Raw genomic sequence first — 16,604 nt, 5'->3', positions numbered from 1 at the left:
GGAGCACCTCACCGGGCGCGGGCTGAGCGGGCCCGGTGAGGTGCACGTGATCAGAGCCGGACGACCGAGCGGGCACCCTCGCCGCGCGCCATCCGCTCGAACGCGGCCGGCACGTCGGCCAGCTCGATCCGGTCGGTGATCAGGTGGTCGAGCGACAGCGTGCCGTCGAGCACGTCCCGGGCCAGGGCGGGCACCGCGATGTCCGGGTCCGCCTGGCCGTAGACGGAGGCTCGCAGGGTCCGCGCCGACGAGAAGATGTCGAGCGCCGCGATCTGCACCATGTCGTCGGCCGCGCCCATCCCGACCACGGTGACCTGCCCGCCGCGCCGGGTGGCCCGCCACGCCGCGCGGATCGTCGACGCCCGGCCGACGCATTCGATGGCGTGGTCGGCGCCGCGGCCTTCGGTGCGTACCCGGATGTCCTTGGAGAGCGCGTCCGACGAGACCACGAAGTCGGTCGCGCCGGCCGCCTCGGCGAGCCCTTTCTTGGCCTCGCTGACGTCGACCGCGATGACCTGCCCGGCGCCGGCCGCCCGGGCCGCCGCGACGACCGACAGCCCGACCCCGCCCAGGCCGATGACCAGCACCGATTCGCCCGGCTGCACGTCGGCGGTGTTGCGGACCGCGCCGGACCCGGTCAGCACCGAGCACCCGAGCAGCGCCGCCACCTCGAAATCCAGTTCCCGCGGTACGGCGATGACGGCGTTCTCCGGCGCGACGACCTGCTCGGCGAACGCGCCGAGGCCGAGCGTCACGTGCACCGGCGCGTCGTCGAGGGTGATCCCGTTCTCCAGGGCCGCGACGCCGGAGGACGTGGAGCAGAGCCACGGCTGCCCGTGGTCGCAGAACCAGCAGTTGCGGCACGGCGGCTGCCAGTTCAGCACCACGTGATCGCCGACCGCGGCCCGGGTGACGTGCTCGCCAACCTCGACGACCTCGCCGGACGCCTCGTGGCCGAGGACGAGCGGGTGCGGCGGCCGCAGCGTCCCGTTGATCATCGACAGGTCGGAGTGGCACACGCCGGCTGCCCGGACACGTACGCGAACCTGGCCGGGGCCGATCTCGGGCAGCCGCAGCTCCTCGACGGTGGCCGGGCCACCACCCTCGCGCACGACCAGTCCGGAAACGTAGTGGCTCATCGCTGGATCGCCTTCACCTGCTGGAACTCCTCCAGGCCGAACTGCCCGAGCTCCCGGCCGACGCCGGACTGCTTGTAACCGCCGAACGGGGCGAACGGGTTGAACGAGCCACCGTTCACGTCGATCGCGCCGGTGCGGATCCGGCGGGCCACGGCGAGCGCGTGCTCGTCGCCGCCCCAGACCGCGCCGGCCAGACCGTACTTGGAGTTGTTGGCGATCGTGACCGCCTCGTCGTCGGAGTCGAACGGGATGATCGACAGGACCGGCCCGAAGACCTCCTCCTGGGCGAGCTCGCTGTCCGGGTCGACGTCGGCGAAGACGGTCGGCGCCACGAAGTGCCCGGTGGCCGGCAGCGGCGCGTCCAGCCCGCCGGCGACGAGCCGGGCGTCGGCGCGCTCGATGAACCCGCGGACCCGGTCGCGCTGGGCGGCGGAGACGAGCGGGCCGATCCGGGTGCCGGCGTCGAACGGGTCGCCGGGGGTGTAGCCGCCGGCCGTCTTGGCCGCCAGCTCGACCGCCTCGTCGTAGTGTCTGCGGTGCACCAGCATGCGGGTCCACGCCGTGCACGTCTGGCCGGAGTTCAGGAACGCGTTGCCGACCCCGACCTTGACCGCCTTGACCAGGTCGGCGTCGTCCAGGATCACGTTCGCGGACTTGCCGCCGAGCTCCAGGCTGACCTTGGCGATCCGGTCGGCGGCGGCGCGGGTGATCGCGCGGCCGGTCGCGGTCGAGCCGGTGAACGAGATCATGTCGACGTCCGGGTGGCCGGCGATCGCCGCGCCGACGGCCGCGCCGGTACCGGTGATCAGGTTGAGCACGCCGGGCGGCAGGCCGGCCTCGTCGGCCGCGTCGAACAGCAGGTACGCCACCAGGGGCGTCAGTTCGCTGGGCTTCAGCACGACCGTGCAGCCGGCCGCGAGCGCCGCTCCGACCTTCGCGACGACCTGGTGCAGCGGGTAGTTCCACGGGGTGATCGCGCCGACCACGCCGGCCGCCTCGCGCACGATCAGCGAGTTGCCGATCGTCTGCTCCTCGACGGGGGCGAGCGCCAGGTCGGCGTACCCCCGCAGGACCGTCAGGGGCAGGCCGGCCTGGACCGCCTGGGCGATCTTCAGGGGTGTGCCGAGCTCCTGACCGACGGTCCGGGCGATGTCCGCGGCGCGTGCCGCGAGGGCCTGGTGCAGGCGGTCCAGATGGGCGCCACGCTCGGCCATCGGGAGCGCGGACCAGCTGTCGAACGCCCGCCGGGCGGCGGAGACCGCGAGGTTCACGTCTTCCGGCGTGCCGGCCGGGACGTGCCCGATCACCTGCTCGGTGTACGGGTTCTCCACCTCGATCCGGTCGCTGGACTGCGGCGGCACCCATGCGCCACCGATGTAGAGCTGTTCGCGGAATTCCGACGTCATCGGCGTACCCCCTGGTCGTAGTGGTCGGACAGGCCGGCGATGAGCACGTCCAGCCCGAGTTCGAACGCGCCCTCGTCGACCGCGGCGCGATGGGCCGGCAGTTCGTGGGCGCGGTGCAGGTGCGGATAGCGGTCGTACAGCTCCGGGTCGTTGTCGAAGCCGAGCGCGAACGAGCCGAGCGCCGACCCGGTGATCAGGTAGCGCATGAGCGCGCCGATGTGGGTGGCCCGCGACCGGGACCATCCGGCGTCGATCAGGGCGCCGTAGACGGCCTCGGCCATGGCCAGCCCGTGCGGCCGGCGGCCGGGACCGGTGGCCAGGACCGGGACGATGTTCGGGTGGGCGGTGAGCACCGCGTGGTACGACTTCGCCCAGAGCCGCAGCCCTTCCCGCCAGTCGCAGTCGGCGAACACGTCGATGTCCACCTGCGCGACCACCGCCTCGGCGACCGCGTCGACGATCTCCGCCTTCGTGGCGAAGTGGTTGTAGAGCGACGGGCCCTGCACGCCCAGCTCGGTCGCGAGCCGTCGCATCGACAGCGCGTCCAGGCCTTCGGCGTCGATCAGGGTCGCGGCGGCCTCGACGATGCGCTCCCGGGTGAGCAGCGCCTGTCGTGGCCTTGCCATGTTGGCAACTCCCTGGAAATCGGAAATCAACACTGGACGCGCAAAAACTTACGCCGCTAGTTTATGCGCAAGCTGCGACGTACATCACTCGGAGGGGAACCAGCATGACGACACTGTCCCTGGCGACAGTTCTGGCGGAGAGCGCGCGCCGGTACCCGGAGAAGGTGGCGGTGGTCGACGCGGGCGCCCGGATCACGTACCGCGAGTTGTGGCAGCAGGCCCGGGAGTACGCGGCGGGCCTGCAGGAGCTGGGCATCGGCCCGGGCAGCACGGTCGCCGTGATGCTGCCGAACGTCGCCGACTTCCCCCGGGTCTACTACGCGGCGCTGACCGTGGGGGCCCGGGTCGTGCCGGTGTCGCTGCTGCTGCAGCCCGAGGAGGTGGCCTACGTCCTCGCCGACAGCCAGGCCGACCTGATCGTCACGCACTCCGCGTTCCTGCAGGTGGGAGCGGCCGCGGCGCAGATCTCCGGCACGCCGCTGGTGAACGTCGGCCCGTTGCCGGCCGAGTTGCCGAACCCGCCGCGGCGCCTGGAGGAGGTAGCGGCCGGCGTCCCGGCGCTGCACACCTACGTGACCCGTCAGGCCGAGGACATCGCGGTGATCCTCTACACCAGCGGCACCACGGGCAAGCCGAAGGGCGCCCTGCTCACCAACCTCAACCTGGTGATGAACGCCGCGGTCAACGTCTTCGACGTGCACCCGATCACCGGCGAGGACGTGGTGCTGGGCTGCCTGCCGCTGTTCCACACGTTCGGCCAGACGGTCGGGATGAACGCGACGTTCCGGCTCGGCGGGACCCTCGTGCTGCTGCCCCGGTTCTCCGGCGAGGCGGCGATCGAGCTGATCCTGCGGGAGAACGTGTCGATCTTCCACGGGGTGCCGACCATGTACATCGGCCTGCTCGAGGCGGCGGCGAAGGCGGAGCGCCTGCCCAAGCTCAAGCTCTGCGTCTCCGGTGGTGCGTCGTTGCCGGTGGCGGTGCTCGAGCGCTTCGCCGAGACGTTCGGGTCGCACATCTGGGAGGGCTACGGGCTGTCCGAGACGTCACCGACGGCAACGACCAATCAGCCGGCGTACGGCGCCAAGCCCGGCACCGTCGGGCATCCGATCTGGGGCGTCGAGGTGGAGATCGCGCGCCCCGAGGTGCCGGAGCGCATCGAGTTCCTGCCGACGGGCGAGATGGGGGAGATCGTGATCCGCGGTCACAACATCTTCGCCGGTTACCTGAATCGGCCGGAGGCCACCGCGGAGGCCATCGTGGACGGCTGGTTCCGTACCGGTGACCTGGGCGTGAAGGACGACGAGGGGTTCATCAGCATCGTCGACCGCACCAAGGATCTGATCATCCGGGGCGGCTTCAACGTCTACCCGCGCGAGGTGGAGGAGGTCATCGCCCGGCACCCGGCGATCCAGCAGGTCGCGGTCATCGGGGTGCCGGACGGGACGCACGGCGAGGAGATCTGCGCCGTGGTGGTCCTGGAGGACAAGGGCTTGACCGAGCAGGAGCTGATCGACTGGTCGCGCGAACGGCTGGGCAAGCACAAGTACCCGCGGCAGGTCCGCTTCGCCGAGTCGCTCCCGCTCGGGCCCAGCATGAAGGTCCTCAAGCGGGAGCTGCGCAAGCAGTACTCGGTTTAGGCCAGCAACGCCGGGAGCTCGGCGACGATCGGGACGTCGGCGGGCAACCACGGGACACTGTTCAACTGGTCCACGGCCAGCCAGCGCATGGCGGAATGCTCCAGCGCCTCCGGAACGCCGCCGTCGAGCACCTCGACGGCGTAGACCCGGAGCACGGCCCGGCCGTGGGCCAGCGGCACGTCCGGGCCGACCCGCTCGCCGACCTCGACGGCGATGCCGAGCTCCTCGGCGCATTCCCGGGCCAGCGCCTGCTGGTCGCTCTCCCCGGGCTCGACCTTGCCGCCGGGGAACTCCCATTTGCCGGCCGCCTCCGGCGGGGCGCTGCGCTGACAGGCGAGCACCCGCCCGCCCGCGATGATCACCGCGGCCACAATCACCCTGGGTGACGGCGCGGGTTTGACGTACTGTTCCGACGGCATGAGAAACAAGATCGCACAAAACTCGGCCGATCAGGTTGCCCGAGCCGCCCCGATCGTCCCCCAAACACGGATATGTGGGCGTGGACATCACTGTCCCAACGGACGAGACTGTGCGTACCGACCATGACGACACGGCGACAGTTCGGCCACAAGCCGGCAACAACGCTTTGGGGGGTGGTGCCATGCGGGCTAGAAAACGCCGGAACAACACCGGCTCGGACTATCTGAGCGACGCCCTTGCGGTGTTGGGCGGCTGGACCCGGGACGGCGTGCAGCTACGTCGCGATCTCGCGTGCGACGACAGTCAGCATGCCGCGCTGACCGAGCGGATCAAGGTGGCGGCGGACACCCTCGCGATCAGGCCGGTGATCCGGCGCGTCGATGGGCACACGCAGATCTGCCTGGGTGACCGCGACGGCGAGGCCATCACGGACGGTGAGGTCACGCTGGCGGCCCGCATCGAGGATTTCTACCGGACCGTGCTCGAACATCCGTAGGGATCCCGGCTACGCTGCGCCGCATGGCAGACGAGATCTATGACAACAAGGGCCAGCTGGAGCAGGTTCGCAGTGGCCTGCTCGAGGGTGAGACGGTCATCGCCGTCTACGACGCGATCGGGGTGGGCACCGGCTTCATCGGCCTGACCAACCGCCGGATCATCATCCAGGACAAGTCGTTCGTCGGTAAGAAGTTCGCGATCACGAGCATCCCCTACGGCAAGGTGAGCTCGGTCAGCGTCGTCAGCAACAAGAGCTGGGCCGGCCAGTTCTTCTCCAGTGGCGAGATCGCCATCACGGTCGGGCAGCACGTGTACGAGGTCGAGTTCCGCGGCTCCGACAAGGCCCAGCACGCACACAACCTGATCCTCAGCCTCGCCTCCTGACCCCGGCCTGGGGTGCCGGCCGTTCGGCCCGCGTCCGGCGGCCGGACGGGGGATACGGCATGCCAAACCGGGCCGGCCGCGAGCGGGATTCGCCGGCAACTGTTGCCGGTGCCGGCCGGGTCGCAGCATGCTACCGGGAGGTCCATCCCGATCTGTCGATGCTCCGCCCCTGGAGGCGATCACCGATGCTGGCTCACCTGCAGAAGCCGCTGACGCGACGACCGAGCCGCGAACTGCTCGGCAGCGATCCGAGTCCCGCGCCGATGACCGGTGGCGGGGGAGGGGGCCCGTCGCATCGGCCGGCCGTGTTCCCCGGCGCGCACGCGGTCGCGATGGCGTTGCTGCTCTCGGCCGTGCTCGTCGGCCTGGCCACCGTCGCGTTGCACTGACCTCCGGCGCGGGTCGATCGGCCGTCACCGGCCGGTCAGTTGGGATACTCCGGGAGCACCCGGGTCGGCAGCGGCGTCTCGGCCACGGAGCCGTCGGCGGCGCGCTTGAGCTCGTACCCCCGAGGCCCTTCCCGATCCGAGACGACCTCCTCCAGCGAGGTCCCCCGGTACACCAGCCCGGCCCCGTCGTCGGTGGCGAAACCGTCGCCCAGGGTGCCGTTCCCGATCAGCTCGTGCATCTTCGGCCGGCGCTGCTCCTCGGCGTCGTAATGCACCCCGTTGCTGTACGGCAACCAGCCCAGCCCGTCCGTGAACCCGCGCAGCCGCAGCCCGAAGCTGTCCGTGCTGCCGCCCTGGTGCCAGCAGATCGACCCCGCCGACACGCCGCTCATCACGACGCCGGCCTGCCACGCCTCGTGCAGGATCTCGTCGAGCCCGTGCACCCGCCACACCGCGCACAGGTTCGCCACGCTGCCGCCGTCGACCCAGATCACGTCCTGCGCGAGCAGGTGCGCGCGGATGTCCTCGATGTTCGGCATCGGGAACAGCTGCAGGTGGGAGACGGTGAACTTGGTCCCGGCGAAGGCCGAGTAGAACGCGCCGATGCGGGCGTCGGGGTCGCCGGTGGCCTGGGTCAGCACGCAGATCTTCGGGGCCTTCGTGGCGTTGGCCAGCTCCGCCGCGAAGTGGTGGATCCGGCCCGGCTGGATGTCGAAGTTGCCACGCCGGCCGCGCTGGAAACTCGCGCTGGTGGCCAGAATGGTGGGAATGTCCGCGGTCATCGCATCATCATGGCGCACGCCTCGGTCGTCTCCAGCACCAGATCCGCGGCGATGTCGATGGCGAGCGTGAGGCGCAGCGGATCGTTGGTGATCGCGGCGAACGCGGCGTCGACACGCTGCGGGAACTTCGCCGGCGCGCCCGGCAGCCGCCCGGCCGCGGCCACCGCGCCCTTCTCGTTGATCAGCCACTGCCCGGCCGCGCCGTGCAGCGCGTGCGCGCACACGCCGACCAGCCGGAACAGGCAGCCCGCGACGTAACTCGTGTCGAGGCGCGAGACGCCCTTGCGGGCCAGCCCGACCAGGAAGTCCGCCTCCCAGAGCCCGGAGACCAGCGCCTCGGCCAGCGGCCCCGGATAGACCTGGACGCGGCGTCGCAGCGTGGTCAGCTCCCCGGTCGGGTCGCTCAGGACGCGCCCCAGGGCCAATTCGCCCGCGTACGCGAAATCCGGCACCCCGAGTGGATGGCCGCCCTGCGCGTGGAACTCGTACCGGCCCTGCTCCGCCTGTGACCAGCACTGATGCACGCGGTCCAGGTCTCGGTAGATCCAGTCCACCGGGTGATCGCCGATCCGGAGCCAGCCGCCGCCGTCCACCCACGGCCCCCACTCGCCGGGCGCCGTGACCCGCGCCTTGTCCCCGGCCACCGCGACGGCCAGCTCGCCGAGCCGGTCGGTGTCGAACGGGGCCCGGTAGTACAGGCCGAGATCGGTGTCGGACTCCGCCGCGTGGGTCTGCCGGGCCCGGCTGCCGCCCAGCACGACCCCGACCACCCCGGGGACGGTGAGCAGGCGCTGGGCCATCTCGGTCAGTTCGGCGTCGGTGAGGGCCATGCGGCAAGCCTATGACCGGTTCAGCACGTCGTGGCGGGTTCCAGCCTGGTGTCGGCCACCGCGTCCGGGTCGAGCAGCGCGAGGTCCTCGTCGGTGAGCACGCGCGGGCCGGTCTCGTCGATCGTGGCCGACGGGGTGGGGTCGGTCGGGCCGGTCTCCTGCGGGCAGGCGCTGCGGGACAGCGGCAGGCACCAGTCCAGCAGGTTCTCGCAGCTCCTCTGGACGCCGAGGACGATCACGCGCTCCTCGGGCTGCCGGGTGATCGTGGTGTCCAGCAGCCGCCGGCCGGACGGCTTCCCGTCGACGAGGGTGACCTGGTAACGGATCGTGCGCTCGCCCGGCGCTCCCATGGTCCGCACCTGGCGGAAGCCCTGCGGCAGCGTGTCGTCGCGGACCACCCGGGTGCGGAACGGGATGGGTTGCGTCTCCACGTCGGTCCGGGTGGTGACGGCCGGTTTCGCCGCTGTCCGGCTCGCCCCGGCCGGCTTGTCCGCCGCCGGCTTCTCCGCGGTCGTGCGGGACGATCGGGGCACGCGCGGGGCGGTCCGGTCCGCCGGGTCCTCGGCCCGGACCCGGCTGAGCTCGCTGCCGGTTCCCGCGGGCCGGCCGGCGACCGGCGGCGCGGGCGGCGCGGGCTGCACAGGGACGTGTGCCTGCCGCCGGGGCGGCGGCTCGGCGGCGGCCGCTTCCCGGCTGACGATCTCCGGGTCCTCCTCCAGGCGTGCGGCGCCGGGGTCCGCGGCCAGGGTCTGCTCGGCTGTCTGGGCGGGTTCGTCGCTGTTGTCCAGCACGGCCGCGGTGGCCAGACCGCCGCTGATCAGTGCCAGCAGCGCGCTGGTTCCGGCGAGCATGCGGACACCGAACGGCAGACGGGCCCACCAAGACTTTCGTGGCACCTCGAGCAGATGCTGCATTGAGTCACTAGTTGTCTGGTTTTGCACCAAAGCATTGTGACTTGTCCGGAAGGAAAGACAACGCAACGACAGTCCCCCGAAATGCTGACCGCCGGTGCCCGCAACCCTTCTGGCGCGTTCCCTCTACGAGGCGAAATCTCGCCGTTCGCGCCCGGGGCAGGCGGATGCGGGGTCGCCGTACGATCGCAGGATGCCACCAGCATCCGGAACTCCCGTCCCCTTGAGCCCGGAGGAGGAGGCGGTGATGCGCGCCCTCGGCCGGTTCCTGCTCGTCATGCCGCGCGCGCTGGACGCCGACTTGATGCACGAGCAGCGCATGTCCCTCAGTGAGTACTCGGTGCTGCGCCACCTCTCCGAGACACCCGGCCGGCTGATGCGGATGAGCGAGCTCGCCGCGGCGTGCGACATGTCACTGAGCGGGATGACCCGGCTCGCGGCGAAACTGGAGTCGCTGGGCTACCTCAAGCGGATCCGGTGCGAGGAGGACGCGCGCGGCGCGAACGCGGTGCTCACCGACGACGGCCTGGCACGCCTGCGCGAGGCGTGGCCGACCCACCTGGACAGCGTCCGGCGGCACATCTTCGACCACCTGGGCGAGCTGGACCTGAAGAAGCTCGCGGCCGCGTTCTCCGCGATGGCGACGGACTAGCCGGTGTCTCGCGGCCGCTTCCGAGCGTGCTCCGGGCCAGGCCGCAGCCCCGGTCGCACCACGTAACCCGCCTAACCCGTCGCCGCGGATGCGCGGGGCGCGGTGACCAGGACGCGTTCGTAGCACTTCGACATCGGCGCGCCGACATACTTGCCGTACAACGGGATCTCCCGGTAGCCCTCGCGCTCGTAGAAGCGGATCGCCTCGGGCTGCGCCGTCCCGGTCTCCAGCCGCATCGTCGTCCAGCCGCGCCGCCTCGCGGCGTCCTCGAGCGCCCGCAGGACCGCGGTGGCGACGCCGGAGCCACGGCTCGCCGGTGACACGTACATCCGCTTGATCTCGACGCTGTGGTCGTCGAGCTGCCGCAGGGCGCCGCAGCCGACCGGCTCGCCGTCGCGCGTCGCGACCAGGAAGACGTCGATCTCGGACGCTTCCGGGGCGCCGCCGGGCTCGTGGTCGTCGCAACCGTAACGGGCGTCCAGCTCGGCGCGTTGCGCCTGACGGAGCGCGACGCCGGCCGGGTCGTCCCAGGGCCGTTCCTCGATCGTCAAGGTCATGGCTGCCACCGTACGGGCGAATCGGCTCTTCGCTGTTTCGTCTTCCTCAACGCAGCGCGGGGAAGATTGTGCCGGCCACCAGCGCCCCGGCCAGGGCCCCGACCACCACCTGGGCGGGGGTGTGCGCGGTCAGCCGGACCCGAGCCCAGCCGCCGAGCACCACCAGCGGCGCGCCGAGCAGCGCCACCGGCCCGTAGATCGCGGTCAGCGTGGCCAGCGCACCGGCCGCCACCCCGGCGTGGATCGACATCTTCCACCAGTGCGTGACCAGCGCGAAGATCACCAGCCCGCTGCCGCCCGCGACGAGCAGCGCCAGCACCTCGCGGGGTGCGCCGAGCAGCACCAGCACGATCAGCCCGGCACCCAGCGACGCGATCCCGAAGAGCAGCGGCAGCCGGCGGGCGGCCCGGTCCGGGATGTGGTGGTCGGTGAGGCGACCGGTCCGCACCCCGTGCAACACGTAACCCAGCGGGATGACCGCCGCGAAGATCGCGCCCGGCAGCCCCCACCAGCGGGAGACCCCGGGTTCCTCCCCGGCGTGCCACCCCACGGTGACCAGCAGCGCCGCGACCAGCACCGCCGGCGCGAGAACTTCGGAGACGATACGAGCGATCCGCTCACTCACAGTCGGCCCGGCGTTGATCACGCCTCATTCTGGCAGGCCGGGGCCGTTTCCCCGATGATCATCGCCGTGGGGCGCAGATCAGCGCTGTCCGATCAGGATGCGGCCGACCTCCGGCGCGTTGGAGCCGAGCACCGGTCGCAGGACGGCTGCCACGTCCTCCGGGGTCGACGCGGAGCCGAGGGCCCGCAGCACCTCGGCCGCGGTCGCGGCCGGCACGCCGGACAGGTCGACCGGCTCCCCGAGGATGCCGTGCAGGTAGTCCCGCCAGTTGCGCGCCCGCCGGTCCTCGGCCGACGGGCCGGACGCCTTGCCGGTGGCCGCCCGGTACGCCTCGGACAGCACGAACGTCAGTGCGTCGATCGAGCCGGCCTTGACCTGGCCGGTGATGAAGCTCTTGTCATCGCTGTTCAACGGCATGTCGTCCCCTTCCAGCCCCCAGGGGCCGGTGTCCTGCTCCTGCGCGGTCGTGTACCGGGCCGAGAAGTGGGCGTGGCCGGTGTGCGGGTCCTTCGTCGACGTGTAGGGCCGCCACTTCCAGTTCCCGATGTCCCGGTTGGCGATCTGCCGGTTCCAGATCACGTACTGCAGCCGGTCGTCCTCGCCACGGCGGTGCCGGTCCACGATGCCCTTGACCGCCGCGTCGAACCAGGCCGGACCACCCGGCCACGGCCCCGAACTGTCGATGTCGAGCGCGTGCACCTCGTTCTTCGAGTCCGCGTCATGGTCACGCAGGATGTCCGAGTCCTCGTCCGGCGTGTGATCGGAAGCGGACGTGTGGTTGCCGTCCCCGATCGCGCCGTCCGAGCTCCGGTCCCGCCGCGGGGCCACCGCGGTGAACTCGGCCCGCAGCGACACCAGGCACGGCACCAGAACCCATTCGGACATCGGTTACCTCCCGGCAGCGGTCGTTCGTATACGGGACGAACGTTCCCACGAGCCGGGGGCGGTCAGCCGCACTCCGCGTGCACCGGGTCACCCGATGGAGTCCCCGATCCCGCCGATTCCCCTCGAACGGGGTCGCCGAGCTGGCACCGAGGGCTGTTTCCCGCCGGGTTTCCAACCGTGAGTGCCAGCCGCGGGTGGTGAGCTGGCACTGAGGGCTGTTTCCCGCCGGGTTTCCGACCGTGAGTGCCAGCCGCGGGTGGTGGGCTGGCACTGAGGGTTGTTTCCGGCCGGGTTTCCGACCGTGAGTGCCAGCCGGCGATGCCGTGGTCGCACCGCGGGCCGGCGACCGTGGCATCTCGGCACCGCGACCGGCGGAAACCACCGCGACCACCAGCCCACGCCGCCTGGCGAGCACCCCGGCCACCGGCCACCGGCGACCGGCCACCGGCCACCGGCGACCGGCCACCGGCCACCGGCGACCGGCCGCCGGCCGCCGGCCACCGGGCAGCAACCATTGGCGAAGCGAGCCCGGGAGCCCGACCCGTCAGGACAGCAGCGACCGCACGCTGCGGGCGAGAGCCGCCTGCGCCGCCTCCACGGGCAGGCCCATCGCCTCGCGCCAGGTCGACCACGTAGGCCACAGGCTGATCGCGGTCAGCGCGTTCAGCAGATCCTCGTCCGTCCCGATCTCCTCCGGGAACGTGCTGGTCAGCTCGTCACGGACGCGGGCGACGTGCAACCGGCGGTAGCGCTGCAGCGCGCTGGAGAACGGCTCCTTCAGCGCGGACGCCCGCGCCGTTGGGCCGATCTCCTCCAGCATCCGGGCCCGCTGCCGGCTGAACGTCTCGATCCGCTCGGCCAGCGGCAGCTCCGGCGGGATCGACCGGTACGACGCGTCGCGCTGCTCCAGGACCCGCTGCCCGCTGGCCGCCATCAACGCCTCCATGTCGGCGAAGTGGCTCCACAGCGCGCGCAACGAGACCCCGGCGAGCTTGGCGATCCGGTCCGCCGTGGGGCGCAGGTCGCCCTCGGCGATCAACCGGAGGTGGGCGTCGACGATCGCGTTACGTGTCCTCTCGGACCGTGCGGTGCGACCGTCGACGCGCGGTGGTGTGGTCACTGACGACTCCGGTAACGGTTCAGCTCCCGCCGGGCCAGCGAGCGCTTGTGCACCTCGTCGGGGCCGTCGGCGAGACGCAGCGTGCGGGCCGACACCCAGAGGTGGGCGAGCGGCGTGTCCTGGCTGGTGCCGAGCGCGCCGTGGGCCTGGATCGCCTTGTCCAGGATCCACTCGACGGTCTGCGGCACCACGATCTTGATGGCCTGGATCTCGGTGTGCGCGCCCTTGTTGCCGACGGTGTCCATCAGCCACGCGGCCTTGAGCACGAGCAGGCGGGCCTGCTCGATCCGGACCCGGGACTCGGCGATCCAGTCCTGGATCACGCCCTGCTCGGCGAGCGGCTTGCCGAACGGGGTGCGCTCCAGCGCTCGCCGGCACATCAGCTCCAGGCCGCGCTCGGCCATGCCGATCAGCCGCATGCAGTGGTGGATCCGGCCGGGGCCGAGCCGCGCCTGGGAGATCGCGAAGCCGCCGCCCTCGACACCGATCAGGTTGCTCGCCGGCACGCGGACGTTCTCGAAGAGCAGCTCGGCGTGGCCGCCGTGGTCGCCGTCGGTGTAGCCGAAAACGGTCATGCCGCGCTTGATCGTGAGGCCCGGGGTGTCCCGCGGGACCAGGATCTGGCTCTGCTGGACGTGCCGGTCGGCGTCCGGGTCGGTCTTGCCCATCACGATGAAGATCTTGCAGTTCGGGTTCATCGCGCCGGTGATGTAGAACTTGCGGCCGTTGATGACGTACTCGTCGCCGTCCCGTTCGATCCGGGTGCCGATGTTCGTCGCGTCGGACGACGCGACCTGCGGCTCCGTCATCGCGAAGGCGGACCGGATGGAACCCTCCAGAAGCGGCTTCAGCCACTGCTCCTGTTGCGCCGGGGTGCCGAACTCGGCGAGCACCTCCATGTTGCCGGTGTCCGGCGCGTTGCAGTTCAGGGCGGGCGGCGCGATCGCCGGGCTGCGGCCCATGATCTCGGCCAGCGGCGCGTACTGCAGGTTCGTCAGCCCGGCGCCGTGCTCCCCGGGCAGGAAGAGGTTCCAGAGCCCGGCGGCTTTCGCCGCGTTCTTCAGATCCTCCAGTACGGGCGGTGCCTCCCACCCGTCCCCGCCGGCGTGATACTCGTCCTCGGCCGGGTACACGTGCTCGTCCATGAACGCGAGCAACCGCTTACGGTAGTCCTCGGTGGTCGCGTCGAACTCGAAGTCCATCAGTGTCCTTCCAGCGCTCGGTGGCCCTGCTCGACCAGCGCGGGCACCATCGCGCCCACCGTTTCGAAGCCGGCGCCGACGGTCTGGCCCTTGGTGTAGCGGTAGTGCACGCCCTCCAGAATGACGGCGAGCTTGAACGCGGCGAACCCCACGTACCAGTGCAGGTCGCTGACGTCGCGGCCACTGCGCTGCGCGTAGCGGGCCGACATCTCGTCCAGCGAGGGATGGCCGGGCAGGTCGATCGAGGCGAACGGCTTGCCGTCGGAGATGAGCAGCGGCCGGCCGGCGTAGACGAGCATCAGGGCGAGGTCGCTGAGCGGGTCCCCGAGCGTCGACATCTCCCAGTCCAGCACCGCTTTGACCTGCTGGTTCTCGCCGATTAGCACGTTGTCGAGCCGGAAGTCGCCGTGCACCACGGCGCCCGGGCCACCGGCCGGGATGTCCGTGGCCAGCCGCGCGTGCAGCTCCTCGATGCCGGACAGCTCACGGCTGCGGGACGCGTCGAGCTGCTGCTTCCAGCGGCGCACCTGACGGGCGTTGAAACCCTCCGCCTTGCCGAAGTCGCCCAGCCCGATCTCGCCGGGGACCAGGGCGTGCAGGTCGGCCAGGGTGTCGACGAGCGTCATAGTCAGTGCGCCGATGTCGACCTTCTCCAGGTCGGCGGCGTCCCGGTAGATCTTCCCGTCGACGTGCTCCATGAGGTAGAACGGCGCCCCGATGACCTCGGCGTCGGTGCACAGCCGCACCGGCCTCGGCACCGGGAAGCCCGCCTTCGACAGCGCGTCGAGGACCTTGTGCTCACGAACCATGTCGTGCGCGGTCGGCAGCACGTGACCGAGCGGCGGCCGGCGCAGCACCCAGCGGTTCGTCCCGTCGGTCACCGCGTACGTCAGGTTCGACCGGCCGCCCGCGAACATCGTCCCGGTCAGCGGCGGGCTGTCCAGATAGGCCTGGAGTTTCTCCAGGTCGAGACCCTTCATGACGACGCTCGCTGTTCGAAGCCACGCTGCATCTTGTTCATGCCACCCAGCCAACGGTCGGGATCTGCCGCGCGCAAGCGGTAGTACTCCGCGACTTCGGGATGCGGCAGGATCAGGAACTGATTCCCCTGTACGGACCCGGCGACCAGATCCGCCACGGCGGACGGCTCCAGGGCGCCCTCGGCGAGCAGGGCCGCGCTGCCGCTGCCACGGGCGTCTCCACCGGTCAGCATGTCGGTGCGAACCCCTTGCGGGCACAGGGCCTGGACGATCAGACCCCGATGCGCGTACGTGGCTCGCAGCCATTCCGCGTACGCCAGAGCCGCGTGCTTGGTCACCGAGTAGGTCGCGCTGCCCAGCAACGTCAGCAGTCCCGCGGCGCTCACCGTGATCAGCAGCCGCTTCGGCGTTCCGGAGTCCAGCCAGGTGGGCAGCAGGGCGCGGGTGACGTAGACGTGCGACATCACGTTCACCCCGAAGTCGCGGTCCCACTGCTGGTCCGGGGTGTTCTCGTCACCGGCGCTGAGGACGCCGGCGTTCGAGCAGAACAGGTCGATGCCGCCCAGTTCCTTCTCGGCGGTCGCGACCAGAGCGCGTACGTCGGCCTCGGAAGCCACATCGGCGGCGACCGCGACCGCGCCGATCTCCTCGGCCACCGCGGAGGCCGCGGCGGGGTTGATGTCGCTGACCACGACCTGCGCGCCGTCCGCGGCGAAGCGCCGTGCGAGGGCCGCGCCGATGCCGCCGCCGGCGCCGGTGACGACGACCCGGGTCACTCGACCACCCCGCTCAGGGTGACGCCGCCGTCGATCACGATGGTCTGCCCGGTGATCCACGACGCGTCGGGGGAGCAGAGGAACGCGACAGCGCCGGCCACGTCCTCGGGCGCGCCCAGCCGCTTGAGCGGGTAGGTCGCGGTGACCTGCTCCTCGCGGCCCTCGAAGAGCGCAGCCGCGAAGCGGGTCTTCACGACGGCCGGTGCGACCGCGTTGACCCGGATCTTCGGGGCGAGCTCGACGGCGAGCTCCTCGGTGAGGTGGATCAGCGCGGCCTTGGTGGTGCCGTAGAACGCGATGCCGGGCGCCGGGCGCACGCCCGAGACCGACGAGATGTTGACGACCGAGCCGCCGCCGGCGAGGCCACCGCGCAGCGCCTCTTGCACCCAGCCGAGCGTGCCGATCAGGTTGACCTCGGCCATCTTGCGCGCGGCGTTGAGGTCGAGCTGGGCCAGCGGCCCGTACGCCGGGTTGATGCCGATGTTGTTGATCAGGGTGGTGACCGGCCCGAATGCGTCGTTGACCTGGTCGATCACGGCTGCCCGGTGGCCCGCGTCGTCGCCCTTGCCCGCCACCCCGAGGGCGACCCCGGGGCCGCCCAGCTCCTTCACCGCTGCCGCCAGGGCGTCCGCGTCGCGTCCGGTGATCGCGACCTTCGTGCCCTGGGCCACGAAGCGTTGCGCGATGGCGAACCCGATTCCCCGGCTTGCCCCGGTCACGATCGCCACTTGGTCCGCCATCGCACTACCTCCATAGCTTGTTTATGCACTCAGAGTGCGGAT

Annotated in this window: 20 protein-coding genes; 5 read left to right on the top strand and 15 right to left on the bottom strand. The window is 71.3% G+C overall.

Features of this window, described 5'->3' with window-relative positions:
* Nucleotides 1-50 precede the first annotated feature (50 nt).
* From Acy02nite_RS20650 to Acy02nite_RS20640, 3 genes are read right to left on the bottom strand one after another with little or no spacing between them, the layout of a single operon-like run.
* Complete coding sequence (locus Acy02nite_RS20650; RefSeq protein ID WP_203742894.1) at nt 51-1,139, bottom strand: alcohol dehydrogenase catalytic domain-containing protein; 1,089 nt, start codon at nt 1,137-1,139, stop codon at nt 51-53.
* Nucleotides 1,136-2,545 (bottom strand): aldehyde dehydrogenase family protein, encoded by a 1,410-nt coding sequence (locus Acy02nite_RS20645; protein ID WP_203742892.1) that lies wholly within the window; start codon nt 2,543-2,545, stop codon nt 1,136-1,138. The genes Acy02nite_RS20650 and Acy02nite_RS20645 overlap by 4 nt, the downstream gene beginning before the upstream one ends.
* Nucleotides 2,542-3,171: a TetR/AcrR family transcriptional regulator gene (locus Acy02nite_RS20640; RefSeq protein ID WP_203742890.1), complete on the bottom strand. Its 630-nt coding sequence runs from the start codon at nt 3,169-3,171 to the stop codon at nt 2,542-2,544. The genes Acy02nite_RS20645 and Acy02nite_RS20640 overlap by 4 nt, the downstream gene beginning before the upstream one ends.
* A 104-nt stretch (nt 3,172-3,275) precedes the next feature.
* Here Acy02nite_RS20640 and Acy02nite_RS20635 point away from each other — a divergent pair, with 104 nt between their 5' ends.
* A complete protein-coding gene (locus Acy02nite_RS20635) occupies nt 3,276-4,811 on the top strand; it encodes a long-chain-fatty-acid--CoA ligase (protein ID WP_203742888.1) in 1,536 nt (511 codons plus the stop codon).
* Here Acy02nite_RS20635 and Acy02nite_RS20630 read toward each other — a convergent pair.
* Nucleotides 4,808-5,230, bottom strand: a complete 423-nt coding sequence (locus Acy02nite_RS20630) for a (deoxy)nucleoside triphosphate pyrophosphohydrolase (RefSeq protein WP_203742886.1) — start codon at nt 5,228-5,230, stop codon at nt 4,808-4,810. The genes Acy02nite_RS20635 and Acy02nite_RS20630 overlap by 4 nt on opposite strands.
* Nucleotides 5,231-5,412: 182 nt before the next feature.
* On the opposite strand from Acy02nite_RS20630, the gene Acy02nite_RS20625 reads away from it, so the two are divergent.
* The 3 genes from Acy02nite_RS20625 to Acy02nite_RS20615 all read left to right on the top strand — a co-directional run bounded on the left by Acy02nite_RS20625 (nt 5,413) and on the right by Acy02nite_RS20615 (nt 6,502).
* Nucleotides 5,413-5,727, top strand: a complete 315-nt coding sequence (locus tag Acy02nite_RS20625; protein WP_203743004.1) for a pterin dehydratase — start codon at nt 5,413-5,415, stop codon at nt 5,725-5,727.
* 23 nt (nt 5,728-5,750) lie between these two features.
* Nucleotides 5,751-6,113 carry a PH domain-containing protein gene (locus Acy02nite_RS20620; RefSeq protein ID WP_203742884.1) on the top strand — a complete coding sequence of 121 codons (363 nt, stop codon included), beginning with the start codon at nt 5,751-5,753 and terminating at the stop codon, nt 6,111-6,113.
* 185 nt (nt 6,114-6,298) lie between these two features.
* Nucleotides 6,299-6,502: a hypothetical protein gene (locus Acy02nite_RS20615; RefSeq protein WP_203742882.1), complete on the top strand. Its 204-nt coding sequence runs from the start codon at nt 6,299-6,301 to the stop codon at nt 6,500-6,502.
* A gap of 35 nt (nt 6,503-6,537) precedes the next feature.
* Here Acy02nite_RS20615 and Acy02nite_RS20610 read toward each other — a convergent pair whose 3' ends face one another.
* The 3 genes from Acy02nite_RS20610 to Acy02nite_RS20600 are packed head-to-tail and all read right to left on the bottom strand — an operon-like array spanning nt 6,538 to nt 8,965.
* The gene (locus tag Acy02nite_RS20610) at nt 6,538-7,284 is read right to left on the bottom strand and encodes a Type 1 glutamine amidotransferase-like domain-containing protein (RefSeq protein ID WP_203742880.1); all 747 of its coding nucleotides are present in this window, start codon (nt 7,282-7,284) and stop codon (nt 6,538-6,540) included.
* Nucleotides 7,281-8,114: a DNA polymerase subunit beta gene (locus Acy02nite_RS20605; protein WP_203742878.1), complete on the bottom strand. Its 834-nt coding sequence runs from the start codon at nt 8,112-8,114 to the stop codon at nt 7,281-7,283. Before Acy02nite_RS20605 ends, Acy02nite_RS20610 begins: the two co-directional genes overlap by 4 nt.
* A gap of 20 nt (nt 8,115-8,134) precedes the next feature.
* Nucleotides 8,135-8,965, bottom strand: coding sequence for a G5 domain-containing protein (locus Acy02nite_RS20600; RefSeq protein ID WP_203742876.1), 831 nt, complete (start codon nt 8,963-8,965; stop codon nt 8,135-8,137).
* A gap of 253 nt (nt 8,966-9,218) precedes the next feature.
* Between Acy02nite_RS20600 and Acy02nite_RS20595 the strand changes: the two genes are divergently transcribed.
* The gene (locus Acy02nite_RS20595) at nt 9,219-9,677 is read left to right on the top strand and encodes a MarR family winged helix-turn-helix transcriptional regulator (protein ID WP_239175043.1); all 459 of its coding nucleotides are present in this window, start codon (nt 9,219-9,221) and stop codon (nt 9,675-9,677) included.
* A 71-nt stretch (nt 9,678-9,748) separates the two neighbouring features.
* Here the strand turns inward: Acy02nite_RS20595 and Acy02nite_RS20590 are convergent, their stop codons facing one another.
* From Acy02nite_RS20590 to Acy02nite_RS20555, 8 genes are all read right to left on the bottom strand, one after another.
* Nucleotides 9,749-10,234, bottom strand: a complete 486-nt coding sequence (locus tag Acy02nite_RS20590; RefSeq protein WP_203742874.1) for a GNAT family N-acetyltransferase — start codon at nt 10,232-10,234, stop codon at nt 9,749-9,751.
* Nucleotides 10,235-10,280: 46 nt separating this feature from the next.
* A complete protein-coding gene (locus tag Acy02nite_RS20585; protein WP_239175042.1) occupies nt 10,281-10,859 on the bottom strand; it encodes a phosphoesterase PA-phosphatase in 579 nt (192 codons plus the stop codon).
* Between the two features lie 78 nt (nt 10,860-10,937).
* Nucleotides 10,938-11,744 (bottom strand): hypothetical protein, encoded by an 807-nt coding sequence (locus Acy02nite_RS20580; RefSeq protein ID WP_203742870.1) that lies wholly within the window; start codon nt 11,742-11,744, stop codon nt 10,938-10,940.
* A 544-nt stretch (nt 11,745-12,288) separates the two neighbouring features.
* Nucleotides 12,289-12,864 carry a TetR/AcrR family transcriptional regulator gene (locus tag Acy02nite_RS20575; protein ID WP_203742868.1) on the bottom strand — a complete coding sequence of 192 codons (576 nt, stop codon included), beginning with the start codon at nt 12,862-12,864 and terminating at the stop codon, nt 12,289-12,291.
* A complete protein-coding gene (locus Acy02nite_RS20570; RefSeq protein ID WP_203742866.1) occupies nt 12,861-14,066 on the bottom strand; it encodes an acyl-CoA dehydrogenase family protein in 1,206 nt (401 codons plus the stop codon). The genes Acy02nite_RS20575 and Acy02nite_RS20570 overlap by 4 nt, the downstream gene beginning before the upstream one ends.
* Complete coding sequence (locus Acy02nite_RS20565) at nt 14,066-15,046, bottom strand: phosphotransferase family protein (protein WP_203742864.1); 981 nt, start codon at nt 15,044-15,046, stop codon at nt 14,066-14,068. Before Acy02nite_RS20565 ends, Acy02nite_RS20570 begins: the two co-directional genes overlap by 1 nt.
* Nucleotides 15,043-15,822: an SDR family oxidoreductase gene (locus tag Acy02nite_RS20560; RefSeq protein ID WP_203742862.1), complete on the bottom strand. Its 780-nt coding sequence runs from the start codon at nt 15,820-15,822 to the stop codon at nt 15,043-15,045. The genes Acy02nite_RS20565 and Acy02nite_RS20560 overlap by 4 nt, the downstream gene beginning before the upstream one ends.
* A complete protein-coding gene (locus Acy02nite_RS20555) occupies nt 15,819-16,562 on the bottom strand; it encodes an SDR family oxidoreductase (protein WP_203742860.1) in 744 nt (247 codons plus the stop codon). Before Acy02nite_RS20555 ends, Acy02nite_RS20560 begins: the two co-directional genes overlap by 4 nt.
* Between the last annotated feature and the right edge of the window lie 42 nt (nt 16,563-16,604).

This window comes from Actinoplanes cyaneus, from assembly GCF_016862095.1.
GTDB classification, from domain to species: domain Bacteria; phylum Actinomycetota; class Actinomycetes; order Mycobacteriales; family Micromonosporaceae; genus Actinoplanes; species Actinoplanes cyaneus.
This window is presented reverse-complemented; position numbering and strand designations above follow the sequence as displayed.

Coding starts and splice junctions, on each gene's coding strand:
- Acy02nite_RS20600 (WP_203742876.1), bottom strand. CDS start 8,965: ATGCTCGCCGGAACCAGCGCGCTGCTGGCACTGATCAGCGGCGGTCTG.
- Acy02nite_RS20640 (WP_203742890.1), bottom strand. CDS start 3,171: ATGGCAAGGCCACGACAGGCGCTGCTCACCCGGGAGCGCATCGTCGAG.
- Acy02nite_RS20570 (WP_203742866.1), bottom strand. CDS start 14,066: ATGGACTTCGAGTTCGACGCGACCACCGAGGACTACCGTAAGCGGTTG.
- Acy02nite_RS20580 (WP_203742870.1), bottom strand. CDS start 11,744: ATGTCCGAATGGGTTCTGGTGCCGTGCCTGGTGTCGCTGCGGGCCGAG.
- Acy02nite_RS20615 (WP_203742882.1), top strand. CDS start 6,299: ATGCTGGCTCACCTGCAGAAGCCGCTGACGCGACGACCGAGCCGCGAA.
- Acy02nite_RS20625 (WP_203743004.1), top strand. CDS start 5,413: ATGCGGGCTAGAAAACGCCGGAACAACACCGGCTCGGACTATCTGAGC.
- Acy02nite_RS20645 (WP_203742892.1), bottom strand. CDS start 2,545: ATGACGTCGGAATTCCGCGAACAGCTCTACATCGGTGGCGCATGGGTG.
- Acy02nite_RS20605 (WP_203742878.1), bottom strand. CDS start 8,114: ATGGCCCTCACCGACGCCGAACTGACCGAGATGGCCCAGCGCCTGCTC.
- Acy02nite_RS20630 (WP_203742886.1), bottom strand. CDS start 5,230: ATGCCGTCGGAACAGTACGTCAAACCCGCGCCGTCACCCAGGGTGATT.
- Acy02nite_RS20620 (WP_203742884.1), top strand. CDS start 5,751: ATGGCAGACGAGATCTATGACAACAAGGGCCAGCTGGAGCAGGTTCGC.
- Acy02nite_RS20650 (WP_203742894.1), bottom strand. CDS start 1,139: ATGAGCCACTACGTTTCCGGACTGGTCGTGCGCGAGGGTGGTGGCCCG.
- Acy02nite_RS20635 (WP_203742888.1), top strand. CDS start 3,276: ATGACGACACTGTCCCTGGCGACAGTTCTGGCGGAGAGCGCGCGCCGG.
- Acy02nite_RS20590 (WP_203742874.1), bottom strand. CDS start 10,234: ATGACCTTGACGATCGAGGAACGGCCCTGGGACGACCCGGCCGGCGTC.
- Acy02nite_RS20610 (WP_203742880.1), bottom strand. CDS start 7,284: ATGACCGCGGACATTCCCACCATTCTGGCCACCAGCGCGAGTTTCCAG.
- Acy02nite_RS20565 (WP_203742864.1), bottom strand. CDS start 15,046: ATGAAGGGTCTCGACCTGGAGAAACTCCAGGCCTATCTGGACAGCCCG.
- Acy02nite_RS20555 (WP_203742860.1), bottom strand. CDS start 16,562: ATGGCGGACCAAGTGGCGATCGTGACCGGGGCAAGCCGGGGAATCGGG.
- Acy02nite_RS20595 (WP_239175043.1), top strand. CDS start 9,219: ATGCCACCAGCATCCGGAACTCCCGTCCCCTTGAGCCCGGAGGAGGAG.